Genomic DNA, 13,557 nt, shown 5'->3' on the forward strand with positions numbered 1-13,557 from the left:
GGGCATTAAAAACTATTCCATCTGACTCAGCTCACCACATTAATTGGCTCGCCCTGAATAAAGGCCGCGATATTGGCCATCACGCCAGCCACCAGATTCTCCACGCCGCTGCGACTTGCCCAGGCGATGTGCGGTGTCAGCAGCAGCGTTGGCAGATCCGCCAGCAGCGGATTATCCGGAGCGGGCGGCTCGCTGCTCAGCACATCCAGCGCCGCACCACCAATCTGCCCTTGCTTTAACGCGGCAGCAAGATCGGCTTCGTTAATCAGTCCGCCACGAGCCGTGTTTATCAGCAGCGCCTGTGGCTTCATTTTATCCAGCGCCTCGCGATCAATCATCTGGCGGGTGCTGTCACTCAGCGGGCAGTGCAGCGAAATGATGTCGCTGGTCGCCAGCATCTGCTCAAAGCTGACATAACCGTCACGCACCCTTTCACTGCCTTTTCGCTCGGCGTACTGCACCTGCATTCCCAGCGCCTGGGCCAGCCTGCCGACCGCCTGGCCGATGTCGCCTTTACCCGCGATGCCCAGCGTGGCACCGCCAATATCCCCTATCGGCTGATGATGCACACAGAAGTGCTTAGCCTGGGGCCAGTCGATGCGGGTATTGCTGGCATACGCCATCAGCTGACGGCGCAGGGCAAAAATCGCGGCTATCACCGCCTCTGAAACGCTCTGAGTCGAATAGCCTGGAACATTACTGACCACGATGCCGCGTGCGCTACAAGCATCAAGATCGATACAGTCATAGCCCGTCGCTGCGACACAGATAAAACGCAGTTCAGGCAGTTGTTGCAGTGTGTCAGCCCGCAACGGCACCTTATTGGTAATAGCGACCGTTGCGCCCGCCAGAGAAGATACAATGTCATCAGCCGGAGTCTGCGCGCGCATCTCCCAGTCAGCCTGCTGTTGATCGGTCGGCAGGGGTACAGGCAGCGTGTCACCATCCAGCATTACAATTTTCATTTTTTTTATTCCTTCATCAGGTTTGGTTAAACCGCAGGCGAATGATTAATGTTATTTGTATGTGCACCGCGAGTAACAACTAAGTTAAATGATGCTGAAATTAAAGTGAAAATGTTCAAAGAGTGCGAATTTTTTCGGAACAGATGCCACTTTATTTAACCCTTTTATTCCCTTCGCGTTACACTGCCGCCCTGAATTCTGACCTCATACGACCGTTGAAATCATGCCGGGATCTTCACTCAGACAACGACTCACCGCCGGTATTGCGATACTGGCCGTGCTTCTGTTGTTTGTTGCACCGATGATCTCAAAGAATCTCGCTGAACATCATTCCAGGATGCAAGGCGCTTCGATCATGAGCGCAGAGATGCCGATGATGGTTCATCACAGCGAGATGTCGATGGCTGATCACGGGATGATGATGGGCCCGGGCTTTGCCTGTGGCTACTGCGATCTACTGGTGCATGTTCCGCTGATGCTCTGGGTTTTTATCCCGTTTATCTGGTGGATGTGCCTGATCAGCCGCGCCCCGCCGCCAGCGGCTATCAATCCACCCCAATGGCGACGGCTGTTGCGTCTTCATCGACCGCGCGCGCCACCCTTTATCGCGTCACACTCACTACTTACTAATCCGATTGCGTGACAACGTCACCTGATCGTCTTTGTCTTTTGAAAAGTGTGGAATGCTATGTCCTCTTCTCAGGAAATGTCCCCTGCACCGCGCGGCACGGTGTTTAATCTCTTTCGCCGCCTGCATTTTTATATCGGCCTGTTTATTGCGCCGTTTATTTTTGTCGCGGCACTCACCGGCACGCTCTACGTTCTGACACCGCAACTGGAACAGGCTATCTACCATGATGCCCTGACCACCGATGCCCAGGGTGAGGCCCAACCGTTGTCCGCCCAGATTGCCGCTGCGCGAGCCCGTGCCGGTGAATCAGCACGCATTTACGCTGTGCGTCCGGCACCCGGCCCGCAGGATACGACCCGCGTGCAGTTTGCCGAGCCACAGCTTGGCCCATCGGAATCACGATCGCTGTTTATTGATCCCTACACCCTGCAGGTGAAAGGCGATATGACGGTGTATGGCACCAGCGGTGTGTTGCCGCTGCGCATGTGGCTGGATCAGCTGCATCGCGGCCTGTTGCTGGGTGATTTTGGCCGAAACTACAGTGAACTGGCAGCCTCCTGGCTGTGGGTCGCCGCGCTGGGTGGGATTGTCTTATGGTCCGGCACCCGGCCGCCGCGCACCCGCAGTAAAGGACGGAGCGGCTTCGCGACAACCCGTCACTGGCATGTCACTCTGGGGCTGCTTCTGGCAATCGGACTGGTGTTCTTTTCAGTAACCGGGCTGACCTGGTCACAGTGGGCGGGCAATAATATTGAAAAGATGCGCAGCGACTTTGGCTGGAAAACGCCGCAGGTTAATACCGCGCTAAACGGTAACGCGCCCGCTGAAGCCGCCGATCCCCATGCTGACCATCGCGGCGCAATGGAAGGGATGACGATGTCCGGAATGACCATGCCAGCGAAAACCGCTGCGCCTGTGATTCTCAATCAGCCGAATGCCAGCTGGGATCAGGCGCTGGCAGCGGCGCGTCAGGCAGGACTGCACTCAGCGAAACTGGAACTACGCCAGCCTAAGAACGCTGAACAGGCGTGGACGGTTTCGGAGATTGACCGCAGCTGGCCAAGCCAGGTCGATGCGGTTTCAATTAATCCGACTGATTTTAGCGTGGTCGACCGCGTTGAGTTTGCCAGCTTCCCGCTGGTGGCGAAACTGACCCGCTGGGGCGTGGATGCGCATATGGGCGTGCTGTTTGGCCTGCCTAATCAGCTGATTCTGGCGCTGTCTGGCTTTGGACTCTGCACAATGATTGTGCTGGGCTACCGCATGTGGTGGATTCGTCGCCCGGCTGTTCCGCAGCTCAACCCCTCACAGACGCTGTTATCCGCCTGGCTGGCGCTGCCGCGCTATGCGCAGGGCACCAGCCTGATAGTGATGCTGGCGCTGGGATATGCCCTGCCCGTTATGGGAATCAGCCTGGTGGTGCTGGTGCTGCTGGATATTCAGCGCTGGCGCAGCGCACAGCGCGCCGCGGTCGTCCGCGTGGATGTCGCTCCGGACAAGCAGTCGCCGCTGGCCATCGTCCAGTCGCGTTTTGCCGGGAAGCGCAAAGAGATGCGCTATTTTCTGCGCAGCGTGACGGTGCTGGCGCTGATTGTCATTACGGTGATGGCGAATGCGATGATTGGCGGAGTGATTGATCAATATCAGATCCCCTTCAGTCACTGGTCGCTGACCATGTATATAACTCAGGCGATGATGATCCTGCTCTACTCCACGGTCTTTACCGGACTGTTGTCGATTCCACTCTGGTATTTCTTCCTCGGTGAGAGCGACGAACAGGGCAAGTAAGCTGGCAAGACACCCTAAACTCTGTTATTCAAAATAACTGACGAAGCCGGGCAAAACTCCCGGCTTCTCATTCTCCGCCTGAGGTCTATGATCGTTGTTATGAGTCACTTTATTTGAGAGCAAATCATGAACATTGTGCGAGCTAATCCTGAACAACTGTTTGAGTACGGTCCTTTTACCGTCCGTCGCCAGCGTCCTGGCGAGGCGTTAAGCCCGCTGGTCAGTGTTGATCTGATGTCGCTAAAACTCGATGCCCGGATTCCGATGCAGCAGCATCAGGATGAAGAAGTTTTCACCTACCTGTGGCGTGGTTCGATGCAGCATCAGGACAGTAACGGCGAACGTACCCAGCTCTCTGCAAAACGCGTGATGGTGGTGAACGCGGGTGATGGCGTTCAATACGAAGAGTCGGTGCCGTTATATGAAGCGGAGCTGTTACAGGCGGTTATTCGGCCTTCACAGCAGGGCGGTGAAGCGATGACCCAGGTGCTGGAGCGCGATCAGGGCATTATGACCAATGGCTGGACCGAACTGGCCGGGCCGGAAGAGTCTGATGCGCCGTTGGAACTGCGCCAGGAAGTCTACATCTTCGACACGCTGCTGGAGCGCAACCATACGCTGGACGTGCCGTCGATGCCGGGCTTTGTCGCTTATCTTACCGTACTTGAAGGGATTATTCGCGTCGGCGATCAGCGACTGAGTCGCGGTGATGCCGTCAGCGGGCTGGATTCCAGCGTCGAGATCGTGGGCGATCGGGATGCCAATCTGGTCTGCTTCCTGATAAAGCCCGATAATTTTGCATAAAAAAGCGCGGGAACTTTCCCGCGCTCACGTCTTGTTTAACGCAGATTAAAGCGTGCTACGTTGCTGCATCGCCTGAACCCGTTTATAGGCATGATCGAACTGACGTACATCATCGCGAAGCCAGTGGCGTTGCGTCAGCGGTGCATCATCCAGCGCCTGCGGCAGCGGCACACCCGCCAGCGATCCCCGGCAGCAAAAGGCGCGCGCCAGCGTTGGGGTGGCAATGCCGATATGACGGGCAAATTCAGGTAATGTCATCAATGCTGTACTCATTTCCCACCTCCTGTAAACACAATCTCCCCTGCATTTTCAGGCCAAATCCTGAATGCTTTTATTGATCTGAAACATAGATGTGGTACTAATCTTCTGCCTGCTAATGAGAGCGTTCACCGCGTCTGACGCAAACCGAGAAAGAAGTGAGGAACCCGTGCGCCATTATGGATTGATGATTGCCCTGCTGTTTTCCGGCTTTGCCACCGCTCACACCCTGACCCCTGGTCAGCCTGTACCACCTGTCTTCGTTGCCGATAAAGGCGAAATGGTGCTGAATCAGGGCGACATAAATTATCAGCGCTGGAACAGTCAGACTCTGACCGGAAAAGTGCGTCTGGTGATTCATGTGGCGGGTCGTCTCTCAGCGAAGGATCAGAGTGCACGATTAATCGAAGCCATTCAGCAGGCCAGCTTGCCGCGTGACCGTTTTCAGACCACCACCATCGTGAATACTGACGATGCGCTGCCTGGCAGTGCCATTTTTGTGGTGCGCAGCATCGCTTCCAGTAAAAAAGCGGCACCGTGGCAGCAATTCATTATCGACAGCAGTGGCGTAACCGCGCACAGCTGGCATCTTAAGCCGGAAAGCGCGTCCGTGGTGGTGATTGATCCGGCAGGCATTGTGCGCTTTGCTAAAGATGGCGCATTATCTGCGGAGGATGTCGCCAGCGTGATGAAACAGCTGCGCGCATTACTGGGTTAAATCACGCATAATGCCCGTCCGGCTATCGCCGCAAAACGCGGAAGGCTGCTGAATTCTCCGACATTTTTATTATCGTGAACTACTCTTAGTTGTAATGGATTAACCCGCCGTTCTTTGAAAACCTGCCAACTATGCTATGGCAGTCGGGGACGATTATTGAAGATGGCATCGAATCATTCGACCTGCTGTGACTTCCTCTGTAGATAAGGACAGCCATGATGACGGTCTGTGCAGAACAACACGTCAATTTCATACACAGCGATGCAGCCAGCCTGTTGAACGACATTGAGCAACGGCTTGATCAGCTTTTACCGGTTGAAAGCGAACGTGACTTAGTGGGCGCTGCCATGCGCGACGGTGCGCTGGCACCAGGAAAGCGTATCCGTCCACTGCTGTTGTTGCTGGCAGCGCGCGATCTGGGCTGCAACGCCACGCCTGCCGGCCTGCTTGATCTCGCCTGCGCGGTAGAGATGGTGCATGCCGCATCACTGATTCTGGATGACATGCCCTGCATGGATGATGCGCAACTGCGTCGCGGACGTCCGACCATTCATTGCCAGTATGGTGAACATGTCGCGATTCTGGCCGCGGTGGCCCTGCTGAGTAAGGCATTCGGCGTGGTCGCTGCGGCAGAAGGCTTAACGGCAACCGCCAGAGCCGACGCTGTGGCAGAATTATCCCACGCAGTCGGCATGCAGGGGCTGGTGCAGGGGCAGTTTAAGGATCTCTCCGAAGGTGACAAGCCACGCAGCGCTGACGCCATTCTGATGACCAATCACTATAAAACCAGCACCCTGTTCTGCGCCTCCATGCAGATGGCCTCTATCGTGGCTGAAGCCTCAGGTGAAGCCCGCGAACAGCTGCACCGTTTTTCGCTTAATCTTGGTCAGGCTTTCCAGCTACTGGACGATCTCACTGACGGCATGGCCGACACCGGTAAAGATGCTCATCAGGATGACGGGAAATCAACGCTGGTGAATCTGCTGGGGCCACAGGCGGTTGAAACGCGACTGCGCGATCATCTGCGCTGCGCCAGCGAGCATCTGTTATCGGCCTGCCAGGACGGTTATGCCACACACCATTTTGTTCAGGCCTGGTTTGAGAAAAAACTCGCTGCCGTCAGTTAAGGATGCTGCATGAGCCACTTTGCGGTCATTGCACCGCCCTTCTATAGCCATGTGCAGGCGCTTCAGCACCTTAGCCAGGCCTTAATCGCACGCGGACACCAGATCACTTTCATCCAGCAGACGGACGTTGGCGCGCTACTCACCGATAGCCGTATCGGCTTTTTCCCGCTGGGTTTAGCCTCGCATCCGGCGGGCAGTCTGGCACATACCCTGCAACTGGCGGCGCATCCTCTCGGCCCCTCAATGCTGAAACTGATCAATGAGATGGCCCGCAGCACCGATATGCTCTGTCGTGAACTGCCCGTGGTGCTGAGCACCCTGGCGATTGATGGCGTGATTGTCGATCAGATGGAGCCTGCCGGTGCACTGGCGGCAGAAGCGCTGAACCTGCCTTATGTTTCGGTTGCCTGTGCGCTGCCACTTAACCGTGAAGCGGATTTCCCGCTGGCCGTGATGCCGTTTGACTATGCCAGGACCGATCAGGCACGGGAACGCTATCGCACCAGTGAAAAAATCTATGACTGGCTGATGCGACGTCACGATCGGGTGATCGCCCGCAACGCTCATGCGATGGGATTAGCACCACGGGAAAAACTGCATCACTGTTTTTCACCGCTGGCGCAGATCAGCCAGCTGATTCCGGAACTGGATTTTCCCCGCCAGACACTGCCCGATCATTTCCATTCGGTTGGCCCGCTGCGTACCACTGAACCGGCACCCGCCGCGTCGCAGCCTCGCTACTTCCCGCATGGCGACAGACCGCGCATTTTTGCTTCACTCGGCACGCTGCAGGGACATCGCTACGGCCTGTTTAAAACCATCGTCCGCGCCTGCCAGGAGATCGATGCTCAGTTATTGCTGGCGCATTGCGGTCGGTTGTCACCTTTCCAGGCGGAGAAACTGGCGCAGGCCAGCCATGTTCAGGTGGTCGATTTTGCCGACCAGGCGGCTGCACTGGCGCAGGCCGATCTTGTCATTACGCACGGCGGCATGAATACGGTGCTGGATGGGATTAACCACCTGACGCCGCTGCTGACGATCCCGCTGGCCTTTGATCAGCCGGGTGTGGCTGCCAGAGTGGTCTGGCACGGTATCGGACGTCGCGCCTCACGCTTTACCACCAGCCACTCCATGGCACGTCAGCTCCAGACCTTACTGGCTGATGAAAGCTACGTTCAGCAGATGAAAACGCTGCGTAGCGCACTTCGTCAGGCGGGCGGAACCACCCTGGCGGCGGACATCGTCGAACAGGCGATGCTGACCCGCCAGCCGGTGCTCACCAGGAGAAACTATGCCGCGGTATGATCTGATTCTGGTAGGTGCGGGACTGGCCAACGGGCTGATCGCCCTGCGCCTGAGACAGCAGCGGCCCTCCCTGCGCATTCTGCTGATTGACGCCGAACGTGAACCGGGTGCCAATCATACCTGGTCGTTTCATGCGGAAGATCTCACCGAAACGCAGCATCGCTGGATCGCTCCGCTGGTAGTACATCACTGGCCTGGCTATGAGGTCCGCTTTCCCCAACGCAGTCGCAGTATGAACAGTGGCTATTTTTGCGTGACTGCGGAGCGCTTCGCGAAGGTCATCCGCGACAGGTTTGCGCCGGACCTGCTGCTGAATACCCGGGTTGCGGGCATCGCTTCACGCGCGGTTACGCTGGACGATGGTCGGGTGCTGGAGAGTGACGCAGTGATTGATGGCCGTGGCTACCAGCCCGATGCCGCACTGCGCATGGGTTTCCAGTCGTTTGTCGGACAGGAGTGGCAGCTCAGCGAGCCACATGGCCTGACCGCGCCGATCATCATGGATGCCACGGTAGATCAGCAGGCAGGCTATCGCTTTGTCTACAGCCTGCCCTTTTCTGCAGACACCCTGCTGATTGAAGATACCCACTACATTGATAACGCCACGCTGGAAGGCGATCGCGCCCGTCAGAATATCCGCGACTATGCCGCGCAGCAGGGATGGCGATTAGACCGGCTGCTACGCGAAGAGCAAGGCGCGTTACCCATTACGCTGACTGGCGACGTGGCCGCCTTCTGGCAGAACCGCGATTTGCCCTGCAGCGGTTTGCGTGCCGGGTTATTCCATCCCACTACCGGCTATTCTCTGCCACTGGCGGTTGCTCTGGCTGACCGGCTGGCGCAGATGCAGACGTTTACCTCTGAGACCCTGCACGCCACCATTCAGCAATTCGCCAGTCAGGCCTGGCAGCAACAGCGCTTCTTCCGCATGCTGAACCGTATGCTGTTTCTGGCGGGTCCGGCTGACCAGCGCTGGCAGGTTATGCAACGTTTTTACGGCCTTCCCGAAGGTCTGATCGCCCGTTTTTATGCGGGAAAACTCACTTTGCCTGATCGGCTGCGCATCTTAAGCGGCAAGCCCCCGGTCCCCGTTCTGGCGGCGTTACAGGCTATTATGACTCCTCACCGTCAACAGGCGATGCAATGAATAGAACTACAGTAATTGGCGCAGGCTTTGGTGGTCTGGCTCTGGCCATTCGCCTTCAGGCGTCAGGCGTTCCCACCCGACTGCTGGAGCAGCGTGACAAGCCTGGCGGCCGGGCTTATGTCTATCAGGATCAGGGCTTCACGTTTGATGCCGGCCCCACGGTAATCACCGATCCCAGCGCCATTGAAGAGCTGTTCACCCTCGCGGGTAAAAAGCTCTCTGACTATGTCGAGCTGATGCCGGTGAAGCCGTTTTATCGCCTCTGCTGGGAGTCCGGCAAGGTGTTCAGTTATGACAACGATCAGCCCGCGCTGGAAGCGCAGATTGCCGCGTTTAATCCGCGTGACGTTGAAGGATATCGTCGCTTTCTGGCCTATTCCCGAGCGGTGTTTGCTGAAGGCTATCTGAAGCTTGGCACCGTGCCGTTTCTGTCATTCCGCGACATGCTGCGGGCCGCGCCTCAGCTGGCAAAACTTCAGGCATGGCGCAGCGTTTACAGCAAAGTGGCGAGCTACATTGAAGATGAGCATCTGCGTCAGGCCTTCTCTTTCCACTCACTGCTGGTGGGCGGAAATCCGTTTGCCACTTCCTCAATCTATACCCTGATTCATGCGCTGGAACGTGAATGGGGCGTCTGGTTCCCGCGCGGTGGCACGGGCGCGCTGGTGCAGGGCATGGTGAAACTGTTTGAAGATCTGGGCGGCGAAGTGGAGCTCAATGCCAGCGTTGCCCGGCTGGAGACCCAGGAAAACAGGATTACCGCGGTACACCTGAAAGATGGCCGGGTCTTCCCAACCCGCGCGGTTGCCTCAAACGCAGATGTGGTTCACACCTACCGCGAACTGCTGAGCCAGCATCCCGCTTCGCAGGCGCAGGGACGGTCACTGCAGAACAAACGCATGAGCAACTCGCTGTTTGTGATCTATTTTGGCCTGAATCATCATCACGATCAGCTGGCGCACCACACGGTCTGCTTTGGTCCGCGCTATCGTGAGTTGATTGATGAGATCTTTAACAAAGATGGCCTGGCAGAGGACTTCTCGCTCTATCTGCATGCGCCCTGCGTGACCGATCCCTCACTGGCGCCGGAGGGCTGCGGCAGCTACTACGTGCTGGCGCCAGTTCCGCACCTCGGCACCGCCGATATCGACTGGGCCGTTGAAGGTCCGCGCCTGCGCGATCGCATTTTTGACTATCTGGAACAGCACTATATGCCGGGCCTGCGGAGCCAGTTGGTCACGCATCGCATCTTCACGCCGTTTGATTTCCGCGATGAGCTGAATGCGTATCAGGGCTCGGCCTTCTCGGTGGAGCCGATCCTGACGCAAAGCGCCTGGTTCCGGCCTCACAACCGCGATAAAAATATTGATAATCTCTATCTGGTCGGTGCAGGTACCCATCCTGGCGCGGGTATTCCAGGCGTAATTGGCTCGGCCAAGGCTACCGCAGGATTGATGCTGGAGGATCTGGCTTGAATAGTCCGTCACTGCTCGATCATGCCGTAGACACCATGGAGGTGGGATCGAAAAGCTTTGCCACCGCGTCAAAACTGTTTGATGCCAAAACCCGACGCAGCGTGCTGATGCTCTACGCCTGGTGCCGTCACTGTGATGATGTGATTGACGATCAGGTACTGGGATTCAGCAACGATACGCCATCGCTGCAATCTGCCGAACAGCGCCTGGCGCAGCTGGAGATGAAAACGCGTCAGGCCTATGCCGGATCCCAGATGCATGAGCCCGCCTTTGCGGCCTTTCAGGAGGTGGCAATGGCGCACGATATTCTGCCTGCTTATGCTTTTGATCATCTGGCGGGCTTTGCGATGGACGTGCATGAGACACGCTATCAGACGCTGGATGATACGCTGCGTTACTGTTACCACGTCGCGGGAGTGGTTGGCCTGATGATGGCGCAGATTATGGGCGTACGCGACAACGCCACGCTGGATCGCGCCTGCGATCTCGGTCTGGCGTTTCAGCTGACCAATATTGCGCGCGATATCGTTGAAGATGCTGAAGCGGGACGCTGCTATCTGCCCGCTGCGTGGCTGGCTGAAGAGGGGCTGACCCGAGAGAATCTCGCCGATCCGCAAAATCGCAAGGCATTAAGCCGCGTCGCCCGTCGGCTGGTGGAAACGGCGGAGCCCTATTATCGATCGGCGTCGGCTGGCCTGCCGGGTTTACCGCTGCGTTCAGCGTGGGCGATTGCTACCGCGCAGCAGGTCTATCGTAAAATCGGTATGAAGGTGGTTCAGGCGGGTTCACAGGCGTGGGAGCAACGCCAGTCCACCAGCACGCCAGAGAAACTGGCACTGCTGGTGGCGGCATCGGGTCAGGCGGTTACTTCCCGGGTGGCGCGTCACGCTCCACGCTCCGCTGATCTCTGGCAGCGCCCCGTTTAACGCCATGACGTTCTCGCAGCGTCGCCTGCAGTTTTGACAGCGGCGGCGCGTAAAGAAAGCCAAACGAGACACAGCCCTCTTTGCCTCGTACCGCATGATGCATGCGGTGCGCCATATAAAGCCTGCGTAAATAACCCCGGCGCGGAACATAGCGGAATGGCCAGCGCTGATGCACCAGGCCGTCATGCACAATAAAATAGAGCAGGCCGTAGAGCGTCATACCCGCGCCGATCCACTGCAAGGGCCAGACACCCGTGCTGCCCAGATAAATGAGCAAAATCGACAGAGCGGCGAACACTACGGCATAGAGGTCATTAACCTCAAACCAGCCTTTATGCGGTTCATGATGTGACAGATGCCAGCCCCAACCCCAGCCATGCATAATGTATCTGTGCGCCAGTGCAGCCGTTATCTCCATTCCGATAACAGTGACCAGAACAATCAGGGCATTCCAAATCCACAACATAGTTTCTCCCGAACATGCATCCTGCAAAGTGGCGCAGAGGTTCAATTTTAACAGAGATTGGGGAAAACAGTGTTCAGGAGAAAAATAAGGGAACACGCCGTTGAAGCTTGAATGATCACCATCCTGATATTTGTGTGGGACGCAGCCTTTAAAGCAGATCGTGATTCAGCGGGGTACGAAAAGCGTGGCGTGCCGCGGTCATTAACTGACTGGCGGTGACGGTCGTGGGTAATCGCATCAGAATTTTGCTCGCCTGCCAGTAACAGAGCAGCATGACCTCATCCTCCTCTTTTTCAGCCAGTTCATGCAGACGGGCGCGCAGTGATATCACATCAATGGTCTGCTGCTCGTCAAGCATGTCAGAGATCGTCTGATTGATGACGTGATGGAGAGTTTTCCAGGTGAGATCGGTATGCAAAATTAACCTCTTCTAACGCTTATCAGCTCCGGGCAAACAAACAGCAGTGAAGCAGCTTAAATGGCTGCATCCTGCAAAAGATTGCACACTGCTGACAACTATAGCTGTTCGTGGGCGGCTACGCCGTGCCAGCAGTTGAAAATGCCAAAGTTGGCAATTCTAACGACTAATGGACCTGCCTGTCGCGTATTACACGCGACTCATCAGCTGATTGCTGTTTTTTGTAACAATTGCAGCTGATTCTTAACTGGCTGATGTCAGAGGGATTTGCCAGGGTAAACAGGTTTCCCGTCTCGTTAATGTTCAAGGAGTTGTCGATGAGTCAGCACGCTGATGTACTGGTATGGGGCCACGGCCCTGAGATATTTGAAGTCTTTCTGGAACCCACCTGTCCTTTTTCGGTGCGCGCCTTCAATAAATTCGACGCGCTACTGGCGCACGCGGGTGAAGAGAACATCACCCTGAAGATCCGTCTGCAATCACAGCCGTGGCACCTCTATTCCGGGCTGATAGTGCGCTATATCCTTGCCGCCGCATGCGAAAGTAAAGAGGCCGCGAAAAAGGTGATGCAGGCGGTGGCCGATCACCGTGAAGAGTTTGAGTTCACCGATCACTGTACCGGTCCGAACCGCGATGCCACGCCGAATCAGATCCTCGCCCGCCTGAAAGAGGTCAGCGGCGTAGATGCCAGCGCCGCGTTTGATCAGCCCGACCTGCAGAACGCCATTAAATGGCACTGCAAATATGCCCGCCAGAACGGCATTCACGTTTCACCGACCTTTATGGTAAACGGTCTGGTACAGCCCGAAATCAGCAGCGGTGACGATATAGCGCACTGGGCAAGCTTTCTGATTCGTTAATATTAGTGCGCGGCTGTGGCCGGCCGCGCCAGACTGAGTCTCTCCTTTGCGACCCCACTCACGCTCAAACTCAATATCCTGATAATTAAGCCTGTTTTCCCATGTGGAGGCCGGGTAAGCTGTACCGCTATCAGCAGCAGACGGTGGGATTAAAGCCGCTGCTGTTGTTCATCTTAACGGCACCGCTGGCCTGCATGGCGATAACCTGACGTTACGCCGGGCCCGCACGCCTAATTCATTGAGGATTTGCTGATGACGATGACGCTGCAACAACTGCAGGACAAATATCCGGGTGCCTTCACAGATGCATTTGGTGACTCCCCGGAATTAGCCAGCGAGCTCGCAACGCTGATTATTGCCGGTAAGAAAGTGGCCACCTGCGGGTCGTTGCGGAGCTGGCAGGATCAGGAAGCATTGCCTCAACCGGGCGGTTACAGCATTGTTCTCAACGGCGAACAGCAGCCCGTCTGCGTGATCCGCACCACCGGCTTGTTCCTGACGCGCTTTGATCGCGTCACGCCAGAGATGGCGATGCTGGAGGGTGAAGGCGATCTGAGCCTCGACCACTGGCGTCAGGAACATCAGCGCTACTTCGAGCGTGAAGGCTATTTTCACAGCGAAATGGAGCTGATCTTCGAGACGTTCCAGCTGGTCGAGGTAGTCTAAACC

At 56.6% G+C, this 13,557-nt stretch carries 15 protein-coding genes; 11 read left to right on the plus strand and 4 right to left on the minus strand.

Annotated elements, in window-relative coordinates:
* Positions 1-26 precede the first annotated feature (26 nt).
* The gene (locus OK412_RS04755; protein ID WP_264352771.1) at positions 27-965 is read right to left on the minus strand and encodes a D-2-hydroxyacid dehydrogenase; all 939 of its coding nucleotides are present in this window, start codon (positions 963-965) and stop codon (positions 27-29) included.
* Positions 966-1,188: 223 nt separating this feature from the next.
* Here OK412_RS04755 and OK412_RS04760 point away from each other — a divergent pair, with 223 nt between their 5' ends.
* The 3 genes from OK412_RS04760 (at position 1,189) to OK412_RS04770 (ending at position 4,188) form a co-directional block, all read left to right on the plus strand.
* On the plus strand, positions 1,189-1,608 hold the full coding sequence (locus OK412_RS04760; RefSeq protein WP_264352772.1) for a DUF2946 domain-containing protein: 420 nt from the start codon (positions 1,189-1,191) through the stop codon (positions 1,606-1,608).
* A 45-nt stretch (positions 1,609-1,653) separates the two neighbouring features.
* Positions 1,654-3,384 carry a DUF2534 family protein gene (locus OK412_RS04765; RefSeq protein ID WP_264352773.1) on the plus strand — a complete coding sequence of 577 codons (1,731 nt, stop codon included), beginning with the start codon at positions 1,654-1,656 and terminating at the stop codon, positions 3,382-3,384.
* Between the two features lie 126 nt (positions 3,385-3,510).
* Positions 3,511-4,188, plus strand: coding sequence for a pirin family protein (locus OK412_RS04770; protein WP_045140164.1), 678 nt, complete (start codon positions 3,511-3,513; stop codon positions 4,186-4,188).
* A gap of 45 nt (positions 4,189-4,233) precedes the next feature.
* Here OK412_RS04770 and OK412_RS04775 read toward each other — a convergent pair whose 3' ends face one another.
* On the minus strand, positions 4,234-4,461 hold the full coding sequence (locus OK412_RS04775) for a hypothetical protein (protein ID WP_191920184.1): 228 nt from the start codon (positions 4,459-4,461) through the stop codon (positions 4,234-4,236).
* Positions 4,462-4,633: 172 nt separating this feature from the next.
* Here OK412_RS04775 and OK412_RS04780 point away from each other — a divergent pair, with 172 nt between their 5' ends.
* The 6 genes from OK412_RS04780 to crtB all read left to right on the plus strand — a co-directional run bounded on the left by OK412_RS04780 (position 4,634) and on the right by crtB (position 11,144).
* On the plus strand, positions 4,634-5,164 hold the full coding sequence (locus OK412_RS04780; RefSeq protein WP_010247442.1) for a YtfJ family protein: 531 nt from the start codon (positions 4,634-4,636) through the stop codon (positions 5,162-5,164).
* 218 nt (positions 5,165-5,382) lie between these two features.
* Positions 5,383-6,291 (plus strand): polyprenyl synthetase family protein, encoded by a 909-nt coding sequence (locus OK412_RS04785; RefSeq protein WP_010247444.1) that lies wholly within the window; start codon positions 5,383-5,385, stop codon positions 6,289-6,291.
* A gap of 9 nt (positions 6,292-6,300) precedes the next feature.
* Entirely contained in the window at positions 6,301-7,596 is a 1,296-nt protein-coding gene (locus OK412_RS04790) for a glycosyltransferase (protein ID WP_264352774.1), read from the plus strand.
* Positions 7,583-8,743, plus strand: coding sequence for a lycopene beta-cyclase CrtY (gene crtY / locus OK412_RS04795; protein ID WP_264352775.1), 1,161 nt, complete (start codon positions 7,583-7,585; stop codon positions 8,741-8,743). The genes OK412_RS04790 and crtY overlap by 14 nt, the downstream gene beginning before the upstream one ends.
* Positions 8,740-10,218, plus strand: coding sequence for a phytoene desaturase (locus tag OK412_RS04800; RefSeq protein ID WP_187494851.1), 1,479 nt, complete (start codon positions 8,740-8,742; stop codon positions 10,216-10,218). The genes crtY and OK412_RS04800 overlap by 4 nt, the downstream gene beginning before the upstream one ends.
* Positions 10,215-11,144, plus strand: coding sequence for a 15-cis-phytoene synthase CrtB (gene crtB / locus OK412_RS04805; protein ID WP_033773805.1), 930 nt, complete (start codon positions 10,215-10,217; stop codon positions 11,142-11,144). The genes OK412_RS04800 and crtB overlap by 4 nt, the downstream gene beginning before the upstream one ends.
* Here the strand turns inward: crtB and OK412_RS04810 are convergent.
* Positions 11,083-11,610 carry a sterol desaturase family protein gene (locus OK412_RS04810; RefSeq protein WP_010247467.1) on the minus strand — a complete coding sequence of 176 codons (528 nt, stop codon included), beginning with the start codon at positions 11,608-11,610 and terminating at the stop codon, positions 11,083-11,085. The genes crtB and OK412_RS04810 overlap by 62 nt on opposite strands.
* A gap of 148 nt (positions 11,611-11,758) precedes the next feature.
* Positions 11,759-12,028, minus strand: a complete 270-nt coding sequence (locus tag OK412_RS04815) for a hypothetical protein (protein WP_158132258.1) — start codon at positions 12,026-12,028, stop codon at positions 11,759-11,761.
* Positions 12,029-12,345: 317 nt separating this feature from the next.
* Here OK412_RS04815 and OK412_RS04820 point away from each other — a divergent pair, with 317 nt between their 5' ends.
* Together OK412_RS04820 and OK412_RS04825 are read left to right on the plus strand one after the other, a co-directional pair.
* The gene (locus tag OK412_RS04820) at positions 12,346-12,888 is read left to right on the plus strand and encodes a DsbA family protein (protein ID WP_010247473.1); all 543 of its coding nucleotides are present in this window, start codon (positions 12,346-12,348) and stop codon (positions 12,886-12,888) included.
* Between the two features lie 252 nt (positions 12,889-13,140).
* Positions 13,141-13,554, plus strand: coding sequence for an ASCH domain-containing protein (locus OK412_RS04825; RefSeq protein ID WP_010247476.1), 414 nt, complete (start codon positions 13,141-13,143; stop codon positions 13,552-13,554).
* Positions 13,555-13,557: the final 3 nt, after the last annotated feature.

Origin of the sequence: Pantoea sp. JV6, from assembly GCF_025910055.1 — a bacterium.
GTDB classification, from domain to species: Bacteria; Pseudomonadota; Gammaproteobacteria; order Enterobacterales; family Enterobacteriaceae; genus Pantoea; species Pantoea agglomerans.

Excerpts from the sequence above, each read along its gene's own strand:
- OK412_RS04825 (WP_010247476.1), top strand. The coding sequence starts at position 13,141 with ATGACGATGACGCTGCAACAACTGCAGGACAAATATCCGGGTGCCTTC.
- OK412_RS04780 (WP_010247442.1), top strand. The coding sequence starts at position 4,634 with ATGATTGCCCTGCTGTTTTCCGGCTTTGCCACCGCTCACACCCTGACC.
- OK412_RS04765 (WP_264352773.1), top strand. The coding sequence starts at position 1,654 with ATGTCCTCTTCTCAGGAAATGTCCCCTGCACCGCGCGGCACGGTGTTT.
- OK412_RS04800 (WP_187494851.1), top strand. The coding sequence starts at position 8,740 with ATGAATAGAACTACAGTAATTGGCGCAGGCTTTGGTGGTCTGGCTCTG.
- OK412_RS04775 (WP_191920184.1), bottom strand. The coding sequence starts at position 4,461 with ATGAGTACAGCATTGATGACATTACCTGAATTTGCCCGTCATATCGGC.
- OK412_RS04785 (WP_010247444.1), top strand. The coding sequence starts at position 5,383 with ATGACGGTCTGTGCAGAACAACACGTCAATTTCATACACAGCGATGCA.
- crtY (WP_264352775.1), top strand. The coding sequence starts at position 7,583 with ATGCCGCGGTATGATCTGATTCTGGTAGGTGCGGGACTGGCCAACGGG.
- OK412_RS04760 (WP_264352772.1), top strand. The coding sequence starts at position 1,189 with ATGCCGGGATCTTCACTCAGACAACGACTCACCGCCGGTATTGCGATA.
- OK412_RS04820 (WP_010247473.1), top strand. The coding sequence starts at position 12,346 with ATGAGTCAGCACGCTGATGTACTGGTATGGGGCCACGGCCCTGAGATA.
- OK412_RS04790 (WP_264352774.1), top strand. The coding sequence starts at position 6,301 with ATGAGCCACTTTGCGGTCATTGCACCGCCCTTCTATAGCCATGTGCAG.
- OK412_RS04770 (WP_045140164.1), top strand. The coding sequence starts at position 3,511 with ATGAACATTGTGCGAGCTAATCCTGAACAACTGTTTGAGTACGGTCCT.
- OK412_RS04810 (WP_010247467.1), bottom strand. The coding sequence starts at position 11,610 with ATGTTGTGGATTTGGAATGCCCTGATTGTTCTGGTCACTGTTATCGGA.
- OK412_RS04755 (WP_264352771.1), bottom strand. The coding sequence starts at position 965 with ATGAAAATTGTAATGCTGGATGGTGACACGCTGCCTGTACCCCTGCCG.